Genomic DNA, 16,127 nt, shown 5'->3' with positions numbered 1-16,127 from the left:
ATGCATCAAGCCACCACGAAGTGGTTTTGCATGGCTTGATGCCTGTAACAGGAAGCCGAAGGCTGAACTGTTACAAGAAAGGAGAGCTTTGCAATGAGTGAACCAGATGTATTGGTGTATCTGATGACCGGGTTTTTGGACAGTGGAAAAACACAATTTTTAAATTTTACTTTGAAGCAGGAGTACTTTCAGATTGATGGAACAACACTTCTTCTGCTCTGTGAAGAGGGAGAAGAAGAATACGATGCAGAAGAACTGAAAAAATATGATGTAGTCATGGAATCCATTAATAGTCAGGAAGAACTGACAGAGGAGTATCTGTTGGCACTGGATATTAAGTACCGCCCGGAGCGTGTCATTGTGGAGTACAATGGCATGTGGAAGGTCAGCGATTTTGAAGCTCTCCGTCTGCCTGCCGGATGGGGGATCGAACAGAAACTGACAACTGTAGACGCAAGTACATTTCAGATGTATCTGACGAATTTAAAGCCGTTGTTTGTGGAAATGGTCCGCGGGGCGGAAATGGTTCTTTTTAACCGTTGTACAGACATCAAGCCGCTGGCAGGCTACCGCAGGAGTGTCAAAGTTGTCAGTCCGCGCGCAGAAGTGATTTTTGAAGACGATGAGGGTGAAATTGAAAATATATTTCAAGGGGATGTGCCTTATGATATGAATGCGCCCATAATTCAGATTCGGCCGGAGGACTATGGGATCTGGTACGTGGATGCGATGGAGAATCAGGACAAATACCGGGGAAAAACGGTGGAATATACGGCAAGGGTGCTGAAACCGAAGAGTTTCCCGTCTAAGTTGTTTTTCCCGGGAAGAATGGCAATGACTTGCTGCGAGGATGATACTACATTTTTAGGATATGTTTGCAAGAGCGCCTATGCGCCGAAGTTAAAAGCCGGGCAGTGGGTGACGATTCGCGCAAAGATACGCTATGAGAAGCTGGCAATGTACCACGGAAGCGGTCCAGTGCTGGAGGCGGAGTATATTGAAGAAGCCGAGGCGATTCCAGAACTGGTATATTTCAACTAGGGATGAACGGATTGCTGTTTACTCAGGTCTGCACATTTTGACTGCGAACAATAACCACATATTATTCTATAAGTGAATCTGGAAAATCTCCACTTGTCATACTTTTTTATATGAAGTATAATTAACGGCAGGAAAGACATGTGCTAAGTAGTTCCTGCGGATATTGTAATTACAGACAATTTGCTAAGAATCTGGAGGTAGATGAGATGGGGAAAACATTTGATGTCATTGCGATGGGAGAATTGCTGATAGACTTTACAATGAATGGACAGAGTGAGCAAGGGAACAATTTGTTTGAAGCCTGCCCGGGAGGAGCGCCATGTAACGTGCTTGCCCTGTTAAATAAGATGGGGAAGAAGACGGCTTTTCTAGGCAAGGTTGGTAAGGATCAGTTTGGAACGCTGCTGAGAGGAACGTTAGATGAAGTGGGGATTGATACGACCAGTCTTCTGACAGATGACGAGGTTAATACAACCCTTGCCTTTGTACATACATTTCCGGACGGAGACCGGGAATTTTCTTTCTACCGTAATCCGGGAGCAGATATGATGCTGACAGAGGATGAGGTAGACCCGGAATTTCTTGCACAGACAAAGATTTTCCATTTTGGTACCCTGTCTATGACTCATGATGGTGTCAGAGCCGCAACAAAGAAGGCTGTTAAAGCAGCAAAAGAAGGAGGAGCGCTGATTTCCTTTGATCCGAATTTGAGAGAACCGCTGTGGAGTTCTCTGGATCTTGCAAAAGAGCAGATGGAGTATGGATTCTCCCAGTGTGATATTTTGAAAATTTCAGATAATGAGATTCAGTTTGTATCTGGTATGGAGGATTATGACGATGGTATCCGTTATCTTCAGGAGAAATATCACATTCCGTTGATTCTTCTGACTATGGGAAAGGATGGAAGCCGCGCTTATTATAAGGGAATGCGTGTAGAACGCAGCGGTTTTTCTGTGAAGACGATTGAGACAACCGGAGCAGGAGACACATTCGGGGGAAGTACATTGAATTATCTTCTTGAGCATGATTTTGACAATCTGACAGAAGAACAACTCGGTGAACTGCTCATATTTGCCAATGCGGCAGCGGCGATCGTAACTACCCGTAAAGGAGCAATCCGTGCAATGCCAAAGCGCGATGAAGTAGAAACACTGATGCGGCAATAAATAAAATAGATATGAAAACATGCCAACAGATTCTTTAGAAAATAGGAATCTGTTGGCAATTATTATCTGGGAATACTCTTTATGAATGCTTTCTTCCTTCAAGGAAACTTTTAAATTTACCCGGTGAATAATTTAAAATTAGTTCTGCTGGGATTTCTGCCAGCTTTACCATCTCCTGTGCATAACTACAGTCTCCAATATGCTTTACCCCGTGACTGTCGCTTGACATGAGAATGGGATGGTGAAAATGTTTACATAGGTTCAGGATCATCAGTGTATTAAACCGGGTATCACCCCGATACCCATCGGGACTCAAAGAACTATTGTTGATTTCTAACAGAACCTGATGTTCAACAGCGGTTCTTACAAGCGCCAGAGGATCAACAGGATATCGTTCATCATCGCAATGTCCGATGATACAGACATAAGGATTCTTCATAGCGTTGATGTAAGCAGTTGTATTCTCTTCGATTGTGCCGGGCTTCTTGATCGGTGTATGTACACTGGCGATCACATAATCCAGATCCTTTAGAACCGAATTGTCCAAATCCAGTTTTCCATGACCGTCCAGAATGTTGACCTCTGCTCCGTAGAGCATTTCTATACCAAAGCGTTTCCTTTGTGCATAAGAGAGATTGCGGAAATATGATGGTCTTCCTCCGCCGAAGGTGGCGGGACCATGATCGGAAATACCCAGCAGTTTTAAATTGCTGGAAACCGCAGCCTTTGCCATATCGGTAATCGTAGCAGTAGATGCGTGGCCGCTTGCAATGGTATGTGTATGCACATCTAATTTCACAAAATCCATTTTACGTCATCCTTTTTAGTATTCTCAAAATAAAAAAGTCTGGTTTTTCAAATTTTACTTCAAAATAAAATAAAAAAATTTTCTATTATTATAGTATGAATTGTTTCTTATATAATGTCAAGAGTAAAAAGACAGAAAAAATATAAATTCAAAACAAAAACCAATATAAAAATGTTGTATTTTGTGGGATTGGAAATGTTATTAGCAAAAACAATGTTGGTTTGTGTTGTGATTTTGTTGACTTGAAGAGGAGAATAGAGTATAATGATGATAACTAATGGGAATGGGCGTATACCTTCTCAAAACAGTTAAATTATACGGGGCAGAACGGCTTATTACCTGTTTTGCTTTTGTATGGAAAGGAGATACAAGAAGATGGGGTTATATACCTATAATGCTGCAGACATTCAGAAGTCAGACCGTATTCCAAAGCTGGTTGAGAATCTGTACGCAAAGCTGCCGGAGATTGAATCGGCACGTGCGGTTTTGATTACGGAGTCTTATAAGCAGACAGAGAATGAGCCGATGATCATCCGCAGGGCAAAGGCATTTCAGCACATTCTGGAGAATATTCCGATCACGATCCGGGATTTGGAATTGATTGTCGGAAGTACGACACTTGCCCCCAGAGGCTGCCAGACTTATCCGGAGTTTTCTTATGAATGGCTGGAAGCGGAATTTGACACTGTTGAGATAAGAAGTGCAGATCCGTTTTATATTTCTGAGAAGACTAAGCGTGAACTTAAGGAAGCAAATGCCTACTGGAAGGGTAAGACAACCAGTGAACTGGCAACGTCCTACATGGAACCTGAGACGCTGCTGGCAATGGAGCACAACCTCTTTACACCGGGGAACTATTTTTATAATGGCGTGGGTCATGTGACTGTTAAGTACTGGGAAGTACTTGATATTGGTTTTGGAGGCATCCGGGGGAAGGCACAGGAAGAGCTGGAGAGGTTGAGCCTGGCAGATGGAGAATATCAGAAAAAGTCTCGTTTCCTGCGCGCAGTGATCATTAGCTGTGACGCTGCAGTTACATATGCAAGACGCTATGCTGCGCTGGCATTGGAACTGGCTGAGAAGTGCACAGATGCAGCAAGGAAGATGGAGCTTTTGCAGATTGCCCAGAATTGTGCCAATGTTCCGGAAAAGGGCGCAAAGAGCTTTTATGAGGCATGTCAGTCCTTTTGGTTTGTACAGCAGCTTTTGCAGATTGAATCCAGCGGTCACTCCATTTCACCGGGACGGTTCGATCAGTATATGTATCCTTATTATAAGAAGGATATGGAAAATGGCAGGCTGACAAGGGAGTTTGCCCAGGAGCTGATGGATTGTATCTGGGTGAAATTAAATGATCTGAATAAGTGCCGTGATGCGGCGTCCGCAGAAGGTTTTGCAGGCTACAGCCTGTTCCAGAACCTGATCGCGGGAGGTCAGAACAGTGAAGGAATTGATGTGACGAACGATTTGTCCTTTATGAGCATTCAGGCATCTATGCATGTGTTTTTGCCGCAGCCGTCGCTGTCGGTTCGTGTATGGAACGGTTCTCCGCAGGAATTCTTAATTAAAGCAGCGGAGCTGACCCGCACAGGAATCGGACTTCCGGCATATTACAATGATGAAGTGATCATTCCTTCCTTATTAAGCCGTGGATTAACACTTGAGGACGCACGCGATTACAACATTATCGGATGTGTTGAACCGCAGAAGGCGGGGAAGACCGAAGGCTGGCATGATGCGGCTTTCTTCAATATGTGCCGTCCGCTGGAACTGACATTCCATAATGGAAAGGACAAGGGCGTGCAGGTAGGACCGCAGACAGGTGATGTGGAAGAAATGGAGTCTTTTGAAGAGTTCTATCAGGCATACAAGACACAGATGGATTATGCGATAAAGCTGTTGGTCAATGCGGACAATGCCATTGATATGGCGCATGCAGAGAGATGTCCGCTTCCGTTCTTGTCATCTATGGTGGATGATTGTATGAAGAGCGGTAAAACGGTTCAGGAGGGCGGAGCTGTATACAACTTTACCGGACCGCAGGGGTTTGGCGTTGCGAATATGGCGGATTCTTTGTATGCGGTGAAGAAGTTGGTCTATGATGAACAGAAGATCACAATGAAAGAACTGAAACGAACATTGACTGTTAATTACGGAAGAGGTCTGAACGCAGACGACATTGCTGCTATGGCTGCGGAAATCGTCAGGGACATGAAAGAAGCAGGACAGGCAGTTGGTGAGAATGAAGTAGCAGCAGTACTGCAGACGGTTGTTGCGGCAACGGAGTCTGAGGAAATGAAGGCAGCCGGAGACAAAATCCTTGCAATGATTGAAGAGGTGCCGAAGTTCGGCAATGACATTCCGGAGGTGGATGCATTTGCAAGAGATGTGGCATATACCTATACAAAACCGCTCCTCCAGTATTACAATCCGAGAGGCGGACAGTTTCAGGCGGGACTCTATCCGGTATCTGCAAATGTACCGCTTGGTGCACAGACCGGGGCTACGCCCGATGGACGTCTGGCATATACACCGGTTGCCGACGGTGTTTCACCATCCGCAGGAAAGGATACACAGGGTCCGACTGCAGCAGCCAATTCGGTAGCCCGGCTGGATCATGGAATTGCTTCCAACGGAACACTGTTTAATCAAAAGTTCCATCCGTCAGCCTTAAGCGGCAGAAGCGGGCTCGAGAATTTTGTGGGGTTGATCCGTTCCTATTTCGACCAAAAGGGAAGTCATATGCAGTTCAATGTAGTCAGCCGAGAGACACTTCTGGATGCACAGAAACACCCGGAGCAATACAAGCATCTGGTTGTGCGTGTGGCAGGTTACAGCGCATTGTTTACTACATTGTCTAAGTCTTTGCAGGATGATATCATCCGCAGAACAGAGCAAGGATTCTAGGCAGCGGTGAATTCACAGAGGAAGGAACAAAGACAATGCAGGACTATTTAAAGAAAAAGGGACGTATCTTTGATATTCAGAGATATTCCATCCATGACGGCAATGGAATCCGCACGATTGTATTTTTAAAAGGATGTGTACTTCGCTGCCGCTGGTGCTGCAATCCAGAGTCACAATCCTATGAGATTCAGACCATGATGGTACAGGGCAGACCGAAGATCGTGGGACGTGATGTGACGGTAGAAGAGGTGATGGAGATTGTTGAAAAGGACCGCGCCTACTATCGGAGAACAGGCGGCGGAATTACTCTCTCGGGCGGAGAAAGTCTCTGTCAGCCGGAATTTTCAACGGCGCTTCTTAAGGCTGCAAAGGAATCGGGAATTAGCACTGCAATGGAAAGCATGGGTTGTGCCGAATGGGAGATCATCGACGGATTGCTTCCTTATCTGGACCAGTACCTGCTTGATATCAAGCATATGAATCCACGGAAGCATAAAGAGTATACCGGCAGGTCTAATGAACTGATGCTGGAGAATGCAATGAAGATCGCACGGTCTGGCAAAACAGAACTTAGTATCCGGATTCCGGTCATTCCGGGATTCAATGATACTACGGAGGAAATCAGAGACATCGCTGCCTATACAAAGCAGCTCCCTAATGTAAAGAGAATTCATCTTCTGCCTTATCACAGACTTGGTCAGGATAAGTATGAAGGTCTGGGAAGAACGTATCTGATGGGAGATGTGCCTCCCCCGGAGAACAATAAAATGGAAGAATTGTTAAAGACCGCCGGGGAAATCTCTGGAATAGAGTGTCAGATAGGTGGTTAAAGTGAACAGCAACAAACAACATTAAAACAACACAAAAACCACAAGAAAACAAGTTGACTGATGTGGGATTGTGTGGTAATATCAAATTAGTAACAATACAAAACAACTTTCGTTGTAAAAATCCAAGGAGGATAAAAGGATGCAAAACGAATACGAAATCAAAAAAGAAATGTGTGAAATCGGAAGAAGAGTTTACGATCGTGGAATGGTTGCTGCAAATGACGGTAACTTCTCTGTTAAGCTGAATGACAATGAATTCCTGTGTACACCGACAGGCGTGAGCAAAGGATTTATGACACCAGAGTATATCTGTAAAGTAGATGCAGAAGGTAATGTACTTCAGGCAAACAAGGGATTCAGACCTTCTTCTGAGATTAAGATGCACATGCGTGTGTACAAAGAAAGACCGGACGTTAATTCTGTAGTACATGCTCATCCGCTGTATGCAACAACATTTGCTATCGCAGGTATTCCGCTGACACAGCCGATCATGCCGGAAGCAGTGATCGCTTTGGGATGTGTACCGATCGCAAAATACGGCACACCGTCCACATATGAGATTCCGGACGCTGTATCAGAGCATCTTCAGTATTTTGACGCAGTTCTGCTTGAGAACCATGGAGCGCTTGCATATTCTGACAGCCTGCTGGCAGCATATCACAAGATGGAATCTCTGGAGTTCTATGCACAGCTGTTATGGCAGACAATGCAGATCGGCGGACCTCAGGAACTGAATAAAGAGCAGGTTGAGAAATTGTATGAGATCAGAAGACAGATGGGATTAAAAGGAAAACATCCGGCAAACCTCTGCCCGAATGCAAAAGCTGGTAAGCCAAGCTGCCATAGCTGCGGCGGTTCTTGCAGCAGTGCAGCACCGACAGCAGACGCAGAACTGATCGCGTCTATTACAAAGAAGGTTATGGAGCAGTTAGGTAAATAGTCAGCCACAGTACAGGTTAAGGTATTGCAGTAAGTGCAGAGCCTGTAAGAAAAGGCTCAGATAACAGGAGGCCTGTTATGAATGAACAGGATATTTCCAGAGCGGTACAGACCGTATTGGAGGAAATGCAAAATAAAGAAGCACATCATCACGCAGAAGGACATGTTTGTAAATGCAGTAAATATAAGATGACTTTGAAGCTTGCCAATGCTTTGATTGAAAAGGTCAAAGAAAAAGCGGCTGCTATGGGGATTCCGGTGGTTGTTGCAGTAGCGGACAAGTCCGGAAGACCGGTGGCAGTCCAGTGTATGGATGATGCTTACATAGCAAGCTATGACATAGCAGTAAATAAGGCCTTTACTTCTGCAAGCCTGAAGATGTCAACCGATACACTCAGTACGCTGAGCAGACCGGGAGATTCTCTTTATGGCATACAGTTCACCAACGCGGGCAAGATTGTGATCTTCGGCGGTGGTGAACCGTTGGAAGCAGAGGGCAGAATAATAGGAGCGCTGGGAGTAAGCGGAGGAAGCGCGGAGCAGGATACGGCTCTGGCGGCTTACGGTAAGGCAGCTCTGAAGGAGGTAATAGCGTGTCTGTAAATGAACAGATGGTTCAGGACATTGTGCAGGAAGTAATGGCAAAAATGCAGATTGCGGCTGACGTAACAGGAAGCCGTGGCGTATTTGCCGATATGAACGAAGCAATCGAAGCGTCCAAGAAGGCGCAGAAAATTGTTGCTAAAATGTCCATGGATCAGAGAGAAAAGATTATTTCCGTCATCCGCAGAAAAATCAAAGAAAATGCTGAAACTTTTGCACGGATGGGGGTTCAGGAAACCGGTATGGGAAATGTCGGACACAAGATCCTGAAACATATATTGGTAGCTGAGAAGACACCGGGAACGGAAGATATCACAACTACCGCATGGTCCGGAGACAGAGGACTGACTCTGATCGAGATGGGACCTTTCGGTGTGATTGGAGCGATCACACCATGTACCAACCCAAGTGAGACCGTATTGTGTAACACAATGGGAATGCTGGCAGGAGGCAATACAGTGGTATTTAATCCGCATCCTGCAGCGATTAAAACTTCTATTTTTGCGGTCAATTTGCTGAATGAGGCTTCTCTGGAAGCGGGCGGACCGGACAATATCGCAGTAACCGTGCAGAAACCGACAATGGAGACCAGCGATATCATGATGAAACACAAAGACATTCCGTTGATCGCGGCAACCGGAGGTCCGGGTGTTGTAACAGCCGTACTTTCCTCAGGTAAGAGAGGAATCGGTGCGGGAGCAGGTAATCCGCCCGCATTGGTAGATGATACGGCAGATATCCGTAAGGCAGCAGAGGACATTGTAAACGGATGTACGTTTGATAACAACCTTCCGTGTATTGCTGAAAAAGAGATCGTAGCAGTCGATTCTATTGCAGATGAGCTCATGCATTACATGGTGTCTGAGCAGGGATGCTACATGATCTCAAAGGAACAGCAGGACGCACTGACCGCAGTTGTATTGAAAGGTGGACGTCTGAACAGAGATTGTGTAGGACGGGATGCAAAGACACTGCTTGGTATGATCGGAGTTACCGTACCGGATAACATCAGATGTATTACATTTGAGGGACCGAAGGAACATCCGTTGATCGCAGAAGAGCTGATGATGCCGATTCTTGGAGTTGTCAGGGCAAAAGACTTTGATGACGCAGTGGAACAGGCAGTATGGCTGGAGCATGGCAACAGACATTCTGCACATATCCATTCCAAACATGTGGATAATATCACAAAGTATGCAAAGGCAATTGATACGGCAATCCTTGTGAAAAACGGACCGTCTTATGCGGCTCTGGGATTCGGAGGAGAAGGCTTCTGTACATTTACAATTGCAAGCCGTACAGGTGAGGGATTGACAAGTGCAAGTACATTTACAAAGAGAAGACGCTGTGTAATGACAGAGTCCCTCTGTATCAGATAATGGAGGTAGCAAAATGGAAATGAATTCTACGAATGTAGAAGCTGTTGTAAAACAGGTGTTGGAAAGTATGCTGAACCAGCAGGTTTCTGCGCCTGCGGCAAATGCAGGAAGTCAGGCGATTCCGGCAACAGCACGCGTTGCGATGCTGACAGCTTTGGAGCATTATGATATTAAGGAATTCCCGATGCCGGAAGTTGGCGATGGAGATATTCTTGTAAAGGTTGAAGGATGCGGCGTCTGCGGAACAGATGCACATGAATTCAAAAGAGACCCGTTCGGACTGATTCCGGTAGCACTCGGACATGAGGGGACCGGAGAAATTGTTAAGATGGGTAAGAATGTAAAGGCTGACAGCGCCGGTAAGCCGCTGAAGGTTGGAGACAAGGTTGTTACTTGTATGATCTTCAAGGATGACCCGGATATTGAGATGTTCGACCTGAACAAGAAGAACATCGGAGGAGCAGATGTATACGGACTGCTTCCGGATGATGATATCCATCTGAACGGATGGTTCTCCGATTACATTTTGATCCGTGAAGGTTCTTCAGTTTTCAATGTAAGTGATCTGGATCTGAAATCCAGAATCCTGATCGAACCATGCGCAGTACTGATTCATGCTGTAGAGAGAGCTAAAACAACAGGAATCTTAAGATTCAACAGCAGAGTCGTTGTTCAGGGATGCGGACCGATCGGATTGATCTGTATCGCAATTTTGCGTACCATGGGTATTGAAAATATTGTTGCAGTAGACGGCAATCAGCAGAGACTTGATTTTGCAAAAGAAATGGGAGCAGACAAGTCTGTGAATTTCATGGAACACAAGGGTGTTGACGCTCTGGCAGACGCAGTGAAGGACGCATTCGGCGGACACGCAGCAGACTTTGCATTCCAGTGTACAGGTTCTCCTGTAGCGCATGCGAACATTTACAAGTTCATCCGCAACGGCGGCGGACTTTGCGAGCTGGGATTCTTCATCAATGGAGGAGACGCAACGATCAATCCTCACTTTGACCTGTGCGCAAAGGAAATCACACTGGTTGGTTCTTGGGTATACACACTGAGAGATTATGCAACTACATTTGATTTCTTGAAGAGAGCAAAAGGAATCGGACTTCCGATGGATAAGCTCATCACACATGAGTTCCCACTTGAGCAGATCAATGAAGCTCATGTGACCAATCTCAAACAGGCAGGTTTGAAGATTGCAATTGTAAATAAATAACGCAATCCCACATAAAGGAGAATTGATATGGGAGAGGCAGTAGGTATGTTGGAGGTGTTTGGGTTGGCAACCGCATTTGCAGCGGCAGACGCAGGCTGCAAGGCAGGGAATGTTACACTCGAAACTTTTGATAAGAACAAACCGGCAAATGCGGACGAATTACCTGTACCATTGATCGTTATGGTGAAGTTTCGCGGAAGTGTGTCAGATGTAGCGGCGGCTCTGGAGGCAGCAAGCGCAAGAGCAAAGGAGCTTGCAGGAATCGTAACTGAATACGAGATTGCAAGACCGACAGAAGATACAGAAAAGATGTTGAAACTAAGTGGTATGGATAAATAAAGCATAAAAAAATAGTATTTTAATTTCAGGAGGAAATAAAAATGGCACAGCAGGCATTAGGAATGGTAGAAACAAGAGGTCTTACAGCAGCAATTGAGGCTGCAGACGCAATGACAAAGGCAGCAGAGGTTACTCTGGTAGGAACAGAGAAGATCGGCTCCGGACTTGTAACTGTTATGGTACGCGGAGATGTTGGAGCTGTTAAGGCAGCAGTTGAGACTGGCGCAGACGCAGCAGGAAGACTTGGAGAGCTCGTAGCTACACATGTAATCCCGAGACCGCATAACGATGTAGAGAAAATCCTTCCTACCGTTTAATTTGTGTAATCATTGAGTAAAGGAGCAGTCTCATGGGACAGGCATATGGATTTTTTGAAATTCCGAGTGTGACCGCAGCAGTCGCAGCGTTGGATATTATGTGCAAGACCGCTGATGTGGAGATGGTCACATGGGAGAAAAAATTAGGTGGAAGACTTGTAACAATTATTATCCGCGGAGATGTCTCGGCGGTGACACAAGCCATCGAAACTGCCGCAGCAAATGGAATCAAACAACCTGTTGCTCATGTGGTGATTGCGAGTCCTCATGAAGAGATTATCAAGCTGGTGAACAACAGCGCGAATCGGATTGCATAAGGAGGGCAGGTACAATGGCAGAAGAAAAGAAAACGACTGCGAAAGCAGGAGAAGCAAAGAAAACAACGACGGCCAAATCACCTGCAAAGACTGTACAGAGAGTCAAAAAAACTGTACAGAAAGCAGAAGCGAAGGCAGAAACAATGATCATCCAAAAGGAGGAAAAAAGAATGTCACAGGAAGCATTAGGAATGGTTGAAACAAGAGGTCTTGTAGCATCTATTGAAGCAGCAGATACTATGCTGAAAGCTGCAAATGTAGTGCTGGTAGGAACAGAGAAGATTGGTTCCGGTCTTGTAACAGTTATGGTCCGTGGAGACGTTGGAGCAGTTAAATCAGCAGTAGAGTCTGGTGCAGAAGCAGCAGGAAGACTTGGAGAGCTTGTAGCTACACATGTAATTCCAAGACCTCATACAGACGTTGAGAAGATTCTTCCGGCAATTAAATAATCAGGTTGCTGAAACTGTGATACCTCTCAGGGTATCATAATATGGGAAACCTCCGGGACGATTGTAAGTACCGGAGGATTTCTCATAAAAAAGAGGAGAATTGATATGGACAATAATAACGTAGCATTAATTACAAAAATGGTATTAGATGTCATCGAGAGTCAGAAATCATCCAAAGAAAATGGATACCTTGTACCGGTAGGTGTTTCTGCAAGACATATTCATCTGACACAGGAGCACGTTGAAGCCTTGTTCGGAGAAGGCTATCAGCTTACAGAGAAAAAAGAGCTGATGGGCGGGCAGTTTGCGTCCAATGAAACAGTTACGATCGTGGGACTTAAGCTCCGTGCTATTGAAAATGTCAGAATTTTAGGTCCTGTCAGAAGCAAATCTCAGGTTGAGGTTTCTGCTACGGATGCTCTTCGTCTCGGTGTGAAGGCTCCGATCAGGGAATCAGGCAATATTGCAGGTTCTGCGCCAATTGCAGTTGTGGGACCAAAGGGCGCGATCTACCTGAATGAGGGCTGTATCGTTGCAAAGAGACATATTCACATGGCTCCTAAGGATGCAATGGCAGCGGGAGTACATGATGGTGATATCGTTTCTGTGAAAGCAGATAATGAGCGCGGAACCGTATTTAATAATGTACAGATCCGCGTGGATGACAGCTTTACACTGGAGATGCATATCGATACGGATGAAGCGAATGCAGCAAAAATTGTAACAGGAGATACAGTGCGCATCCTGTAACAGTGCAGCCGTAGGACTGAACTGTTACGGAGTTTGTGACTGGGAGAGGAAATTATGCTGATAGGAAAAGTTACAGGAAGTGTTGTTTCAACACGCAAAAGCGAAAATTTGATCGGAAATAAATTTATGATTGTAGATGTGTTGGAGCATATGCAGACCGGAGCCCGCCAGATAATTGCAATTGATAAGATCGGCGCGGGAATTGGAGAATATGTGCTGGTTGCGCAGGGAAGTGCGGCAAGAGTCGGAACCGGCATGAAGGACGCACCTATCGATGCTGCAATCGTTGGAATTATTGACGATGGAACAAGACTGGAGTAAAAGAATATGGATATGAAAGAATTAAGCAGCATATTGCAGCAAAACGGTATTGTCGGTGCAGGTGGTGCGGGATTCCCTACATATGCAAAGTTAAATGAGAATGCAGAGACTCTGATATTAAACTGTGCGGAATGTGAGCCGCTTTTGAGGTTGCACAGACAGATGCTTGAAAAGTATGCACAGGAGATTGTAGATACGTTCCACTTGATCGGAGAAGCAGTTGGAGCAAAAGAACTGATTATCGGGATTAAAAAAGCTTATACCGGGGCGATTGATGCGCTTAACGGTGTAATTGGCGAATATCCGGAAGTAAGATTGGGACTTTTGGATGAAGTGTATCCGGCAGGTGATGAAGTTGTACTCATTTATGAAGTGACCGGCAAGGTAGTACGTCCCGGCGGTCTGCCCATTGAACAGGGGGTTGCAGTATTTAATGTAGAGACCGTATACAATGCATACAGAGCTATTCATCAGGCAGTGCCGGTAGTAGATAAGCTGGTGTCTGTTGTTGCTGAAGTAGAGCATCCGGTAACTGTACGTGTTCCGATAGGCACATCTATTGAGGAGACAGTACGGCTCGCAGGCGCTGCTACAACAAAGAATCCGGTATATTTTATCGGAGGACCGATGATGGGATTCATTGGAAACGGTTCGCAGCCGGTGACAAAGACAACTAATGCCGTACTTGTTCTTCCGGAAGAGCATTGTATTATACAGAGAAAAAGACAGAAAACTTCTATTGATTTGAAGCGTGCGGCGGCTTGCTGCTGTCAGTGCTCCATGTGTACGGATCTGTGTCCGAGAAACAGACTGGGACATCCGATCCAGCCACATTTGTTCATGCGCGCTGCAACTTGTAAGGACATTCAGGAGCCGGATATTTTTGTAAATACATTTTTCTGTAGTTCCTGTGGACTGTGCGAGATGTACTCCTGTTTCCAGGGATTGTCTCCGAGAACATTGATGGCGGAATACAAAGCAGGACTTCGGGCAAATGGTCTGAAACCGCCGCAGGTAACTCCGGCGGAAGTGGGGCAGGAACGTGAGTACCGGAAGGTGCCGATGGAACGGTTGATGTCAAGACTGGATCTGACGAAGTATAACAAAGAGGCTCCGTTGGACGAATCAGAGGTTCCGGTTTCTAAAGTCAAGATTCTCTTAAGCCAGCATATCGGCGCCCCTGCTTCACCTATTGTAAAGCAGGGTGATAAGGTGGCAAAGGGACAGATGATCGCAGAACCGGCAAAGGGATTGAGCGTGGGAATCCATGCTTCCATTGATGGAACAGTCAAAGAAATTAGTGATAAATATGTAATCATAGAAACGCAGGGAGGACGTGCAGGTAAATGAGTAAGGCAATTGGAATGGTAGAATATAAGACTGTTTCAGCAGGTGTTACCGCAGCAGACGCGATGGTAAAGACCTCTGAAGTCAGTATCATTGAAGCACAGACCGTATGTCCGGGAAAATATATCGTGATTATTTCAGGAGACCTGAGTGCAGTCAATGCAGCAGTTGACACGGCGAAGACTCTTCACGGCAATCATCTGATCAACAGTTTTGTGCTCGGTAATCCGCACGAATCCATTTTTCCGGCAATTTACGGGGCTACAGCGATTGAAGATGTATCTGCACTTGGTATCATGGAAACCTACGATGCGACTTCCATTATTGTGGCAGCCGATGAAGCAGCAAAGACTGCTATCGTAGATCTGATTGAACTGCGTGTAGCAAGAGGCATGTGCGGAAAATCATATTTGATGCTGACTGGAGAAGTGGCGGCAGTAGAAGCGGCGATTGAACGTGCAAAGAACGTTGTGGCAGAGAATGGAATGTTCTTGGATTCCAGCGTGATCGCACATCCAGATAAGCAGATTAGGGACGCAATATTATGATGTAAGCATCAAAAGATGTTTTGACGCTTTTGATACCCGTATCATATAATAAAAACCAGGAGACAGTGCGATGCTTGCAATTGAACGGCGAAAAGAAATATTAATGAAGCTGCAATCTGAACGGCGGGTTGTGGTAAGTGAATTAAGTCAGCTTTACGATGTATCGGAAGAGACCATACGGCGGGATTTAGAAAAACTGGTGAATGACGGCGTAGCCATTAAGAGCTACGGCGGAGCGGTAATTAATGAGAATTCTAATCTTGATATTCCATTTAACATCAGAAAGAACCGTAATGTAGTCGGCAAGCAAAGGATTGCGGCGCAGATTGCTGAATTAGTTAAAGACGGTGACAGTATTATGTTGGATGCCAGTTCTACGGCGGTCTATATTGCAAAAGCGTTGAAGGAGAAAAAGGATCTGACGGTAATCACGAATTCCATTGAAATTATCATCGAATTGCTTGATATGTCTGAGTGGAATGTGTTTTCTACTGGGGGATTGACAAGGGAAGGTTCTTTTGCGCTTGTGGGACCCCAGACAGATAAGATGCTGAAAGCTTTCCACGTAGACAAGGCAATTATATCCTGTAAGGGGATTGGCTCAGATAAATCATTTACAGATTCGGATGAGCTTCATGCGAATAATAAGCTGACAATGCTGGAGGCTGCGTCGATGAAGATTCTGGCGGTAGACAGCAGTAAGTTTGACAAGACAGCGTTTACGGCGATCGGAACACTGGATGATATAACAACAGTTGTTACCGATGAAAAACCGGAGACAAAATGGCTTCAGTTATTTGAGGAAACCGGGATAAACTGTGTTTATCCATAACAGAGGGATAAT

18 protein-coding genes are annotated in these 16,127 nt (G+C 45.4%); 17 read left to right on the top strand and 1 reads right to left on the bottom strand.

The window, feature by feature from the left end; genetic code table 11:
* The first annotated feature begins 93 nt into the window (after positions 1-93).
* Both NFS18_RS08295 and NFS18_RS08290 read left to right on the top strand, forming a co-directional pair.
* Complete coding sequence (locus NFS18_RS08295) at positions 94-1,041, top strand: TIGR03943 family putative permease subunit (protein ID WP_251389622.1); 948 nt, start codon at positions 94-96, stop codon at positions 1,039-1,041.
* A 206-nt stretch (positions 1,042-1,247) separates the two neighbouring features.
* The gene (locus tag NFS18_RS08290; RefSeq protein ID WP_251389621.1) at positions 1,248-2,207 is read left to right on the top strand and encodes a carbohydrate kinase family protein; all 960 of its coding nucleotides are present in this window, start codon (positions 1,248-1,250) and stop codon (positions 2,205-2,207) included.
* A gap of 79 nt (positions 2,208-2,286) precedes the next feature.
* On the opposite strand, the gene NFS18_RS08285 is transcribed toward NFS18_RS08290, so the two are convergent.
* Entirely contained in the window at positions 2,287-3,015 is a 729-nt protein-coding gene (locus tag NFS18_RS08285) for a phosphatase (RefSeq protein WP_251389620.1), read from the bottom strand.
* Between the two features lie 375 nt (positions 3,016-3,390).
* On the opposite strand from NFS18_RS08285, the gene NFS18_RS08280 reads away from it, so the two are divergent.
* The 15 genes from NFS18_RS08280 (at position 3,391) to NFS18_RS08210 (ending at position 16,115) form a co-directional block, all read left to right on the top strand.
* Positions 3,391-5,922, top strand: coding sequence for a glycyl radical protein (locus tag NFS18_RS08280; RefSeq protein WP_251389619.1), 2,532 nt, complete (start codon positions 3,391-3,393; stop codon positions 5,920-5,922).
* 35 nt (positions 5,923-5,957) lie between these two features.
* The gene (locus tag NFS18_RS08275) at positions 5,958-6,752 is read left to right on the top strand and encodes a glycyl-radical enzyme activating protein (protein WP_251389618.1); all 795 of its coding nucleotides are present in this window, start codon (positions 5,958-5,960) and stop codon (positions 6,750-6,752) included.
* 139 nt (positions 6,753-6,891) lie between these two features.
* Positions 6,892-7,692 carry a class II aldolase/adducin family protein gene (locus tag NFS18_RS08270; RefSeq protein WP_251389617.1) on the top strand — a complete coding sequence of 267 codons (801 nt, stop codon included), beginning with the start codon at positions 6,892-6,894 and terminating at the stop codon, positions 7,690-7,692.
* Positions 7,693-7,769: 77 nt separating this feature from the next.
* Positions 7,770-8,294, top strand: a complete 525-nt coding sequence (locus NFS18_RS08265) for a GlcG/HbpS family heme-binding protein (protein ID WP_251389616.1) — start codon at positions 7,770-7,772, stop codon at positions 8,292-8,294.
* The gene (locus NFS18_RS08260) at positions 8,285-9,673 is read left to right on the top strand and encodes an aldehyde dehydrogenase family protein (RefSeq protein ID WP_251389615.1); all 1,389 of its coding nucleotides are present in this window, start codon (positions 8,285-8,287) and stop codon (positions 9,671-9,673) included. Before NFS18_RS08265 ends, NFS18_RS08260 begins: the two co-directional genes overlap by 10 nt.
* Before the next feature lie 13 nt (positions 9,674-9,686).
* Positions 9,687-10,895, top strand: a complete 1,209-nt coding sequence (locus tag NFS18_RS08255) for a zinc-dependent alcohol dehydrogenase (RefSeq protein WP_251389614.1) — start codon at positions 9,687-9,689, stop codon at positions 10,893-10,895.
* Positions 10,896-10,922: 27 nt separating this feature from the next.
* Positions 10,923-11,234, top strand: coding sequence for a BMC domain-containing protein (locus NFS18_RS08250; RefSeq protein WP_251389613.1), 312 nt, complete (start codon positions 10,923-10,925; stop codon positions 11,232-11,234).
* Between the two features lie 41 nt (positions 11,235-11,275).
* Positions 11,276-11,551, top strand: a complete 276-nt coding sequence (locus tag NFS18_RS08245; protein WP_024853108.1) for a BMC domain-containing protein — start codon at positions 11,276-11,278, stop codon at positions 11,549-11,551.
* 32 nt (positions 11,552-11,583) lie between these two features.
* A complete protein-coding gene (locus tag NFS18_RS08240; protein ID WP_251389612.1) occupies positions 11,584-11,868 on the top strand; it encodes a BMC domain-containing protein in 285 nt (94 codons plus the stop codon).
* Positions 11,869-12,038: 170 nt separating this feature from the next.
* Complete coding sequence (locus NFS18_RS08235; RefSeq protein ID WP_044954962.1) at positions 12,039-12,317, top strand: BMC domain-containing protein; 279 nt, start codon at positions 12,039-12,041, stop codon at positions 12,315-12,317.
* Positions 12,318-12,422: 105 nt separating this feature from the next.
* Positions 12,423-13,067, top strand: coding sequence for a phosphate propanoyltransferase (gene pduL, locus NFS18_RS08230; RefSeq protein ID WP_251389611.1), 645 nt, complete (start codon positions 12,423-12,425; stop codon positions 13,065-13,067).
* Between the two features lie 54 nt (positions 13,068-13,121).
* Positions 13,122-13,388 carry a EutN/CcmL family microcompartment protein gene (locus NFS18_RS08225; RefSeq protein WP_251389610.1) on the top strand — a complete coding sequence of 89 codons (267 nt, stop codon included), beginning with the start codon at positions 13,122-13,124 and terminating at the stop codon, positions 13,386-13,388.
* 6 nt (positions 13,389-13,394) lie between these two features.
* The gene (locus tag NFS18_RS08220) at positions 13,395-14,738 is read left to right on the top strand and encodes a 4Fe-4S dicluster domain-containing protein (protein WP_251389609.1); all 1,344 of its coding nucleotides are present in this window, start codon (positions 13,395-13,397) and stop codon (positions 14,736-14,738) included.
* On the top strand, positions 14,735-15,283 hold the full coding sequence (locus NFS18_RS08215; RefSeq protein WP_251389608.1) for a BMC domain-containing protein: 549 nt from the start codon (positions 14,735-14,737) through the stop codon (positions 15,281-15,283). The genes NFS18_RS08220 and NFS18_RS08215 overlap by 4 nt, the downstream gene beginning before the upstream one ends.
* A gap of 70 nt (positions 15,284-15,353) precedes the next feature.
* A complete protein-coding gene (locus tag NFS18_RS08210) occupies positions 15,354-16,115 on the top strand; it encodes a DeoR/GlpR family DNA-binding transcription regulator (RefSeq protein WP_251389607.1) in 762 nt (253 codons plus the stop codon).
* Positions 16,116-16,127 lie beyond the last annotated feature (12 nt).

Origin of the sequence: Mediterraneibacter agrestimuris, from assembly GCF_943193195.1 — a bacterium.
GTDB lineage: Bacteria > Bacillota > Clostridia > Lachnospirales > Lachnospiraceae > Schaedlerella > Schaedlerella agrestimuris.
This window is presented reverse-complemented; position numbering and strand designations above follow the sequence as displayed.

What these genes read in the sequence shown, in the direction of transcription:
- NFS18_RS08255 (WP_251389614.1), top strand. Translation starts at nt 9,687, where the DNA reads ATGGAAATGAATTCTACGAATGTAGAAGCTGTTGTAAAACAGGTGTTG.
- NFS18_RS08280 (WP_251389619.1), top strand. Translation starts at nt 3,391, where the DNA reads ATGGGGTTATATACCTATAATGCTGCAGACATTCAGAAGTCAGACCGT.
- NFS18_RS08215 (WP_251389608.1), top strand. Translation starts at nt 14,735, where the DNA reads ATGAGTAAGGCAATTGGAATGGTAGAATATAAGACTGTTTCAGCAGGT.
- NFS18_RS08250 (WP_251389613.1), top strand. Translation starts at nt 10,923, where the DNA reads ATGGGAGAGGCAGTAGGTATGTTGGAGGTGTTTGGGTTGGCAACCGCA.
- NFS18_RS08290 (WP_251389621.1), top strand. Translation starts at nt 1,248, where the DNA reads ATGGGGAAAACATTTGATGTCATTGCGATGGGAGAATTGCTGATAGAC.
- NFS18_RS08235 (WP_044954962.1), top strand. Translation starts at nt 12,039, where the DNA reads ATGTCACAGGAAGCATTAGGAATGGTTGAAACAAGAGGTCTTGTAGCA.
- NFS18_RS08220 (WP_251389609.1), top strand. Translation starts at nt 13,395, where the DNA reads ATGGATATGAAAGAATTAAGCAGCATATTGCAGCAAAACGGTATTGTC.
- NFS18_RS08270 (WP_251389617.1), top strand. Translation starts at nt 6,892, where the DNA reads ATGCAAAACGAATACGAAATCAAAAAAGAAATGTGTGAAATCGGAAGA.
- NFS18_RS08295 (WP_251389622.1), top strand. Translation starts at nt 94, where the DNA reads ATGAGTGAACCAGATGTATTGGTGTATCTGATGACCGGGTTTTTGGAC.
- NFS18_RS08245 (WP_024853108.1), top strand. Translation starts at nt 11,276, where the DNA reads ATGGCACAGCAGGCATTAGGAATGGTAGAAACAAGAGGTCTTACAGCA.
- NFS18_RS08265 (WP_251389616.1), top strand. Translation starts at nt 7,770, where the DNA reads ATGAATGAACAGGATATTTCCAGAGCGGTACAGACCGTATTGGAGGAA.
- pduL (WP_251389611.1), top strand. Translation starts at nt 12,423, where the DNA reads ATGGACAATAATAACGTAGCATTAATTACAAAAATGGTATTAGATGTC.
- NFS18_RS08240 (WP_251389612.1), top strand. Translation starts at nt 11,584, where the DNA reads ATGGGACAGGCATATGGATTTTTTGAAATTCCGAGTGTGACCGCAGCA.
- NFS18_RS08285 (WP_251389620.1), bottom strand. Translation starts at nt 3,015, where the DNA reads ATGGATTTTGTGAAATTAGATGTGCATACACATACCATTGCAAGCGGC.
- NFS18_RS08275 (WP_251389618.1), top strand. Translation starts at nt 5,958, where the DNA reads ATGCAGGACTATTTAAAGAAAAAGGGACGTATCTTTGATATTCAGAGA.
- NFS18_RS08210 (WP_251389607.1), top strand. Translation starts at nt 15,354, where the DNA reads ATGCTTGCAATTGAACGGCGAAAAGAAATATTAATGAAGCTGCAATCT.
- NFS18_RS08225 (WP_251389610.1), top strand. Translation starts at nt 13,122, where the DNA reads ATGCTGATAGGAAAAGTTACAGGAAGTGTTGTTTCAACACGCAAAAGC.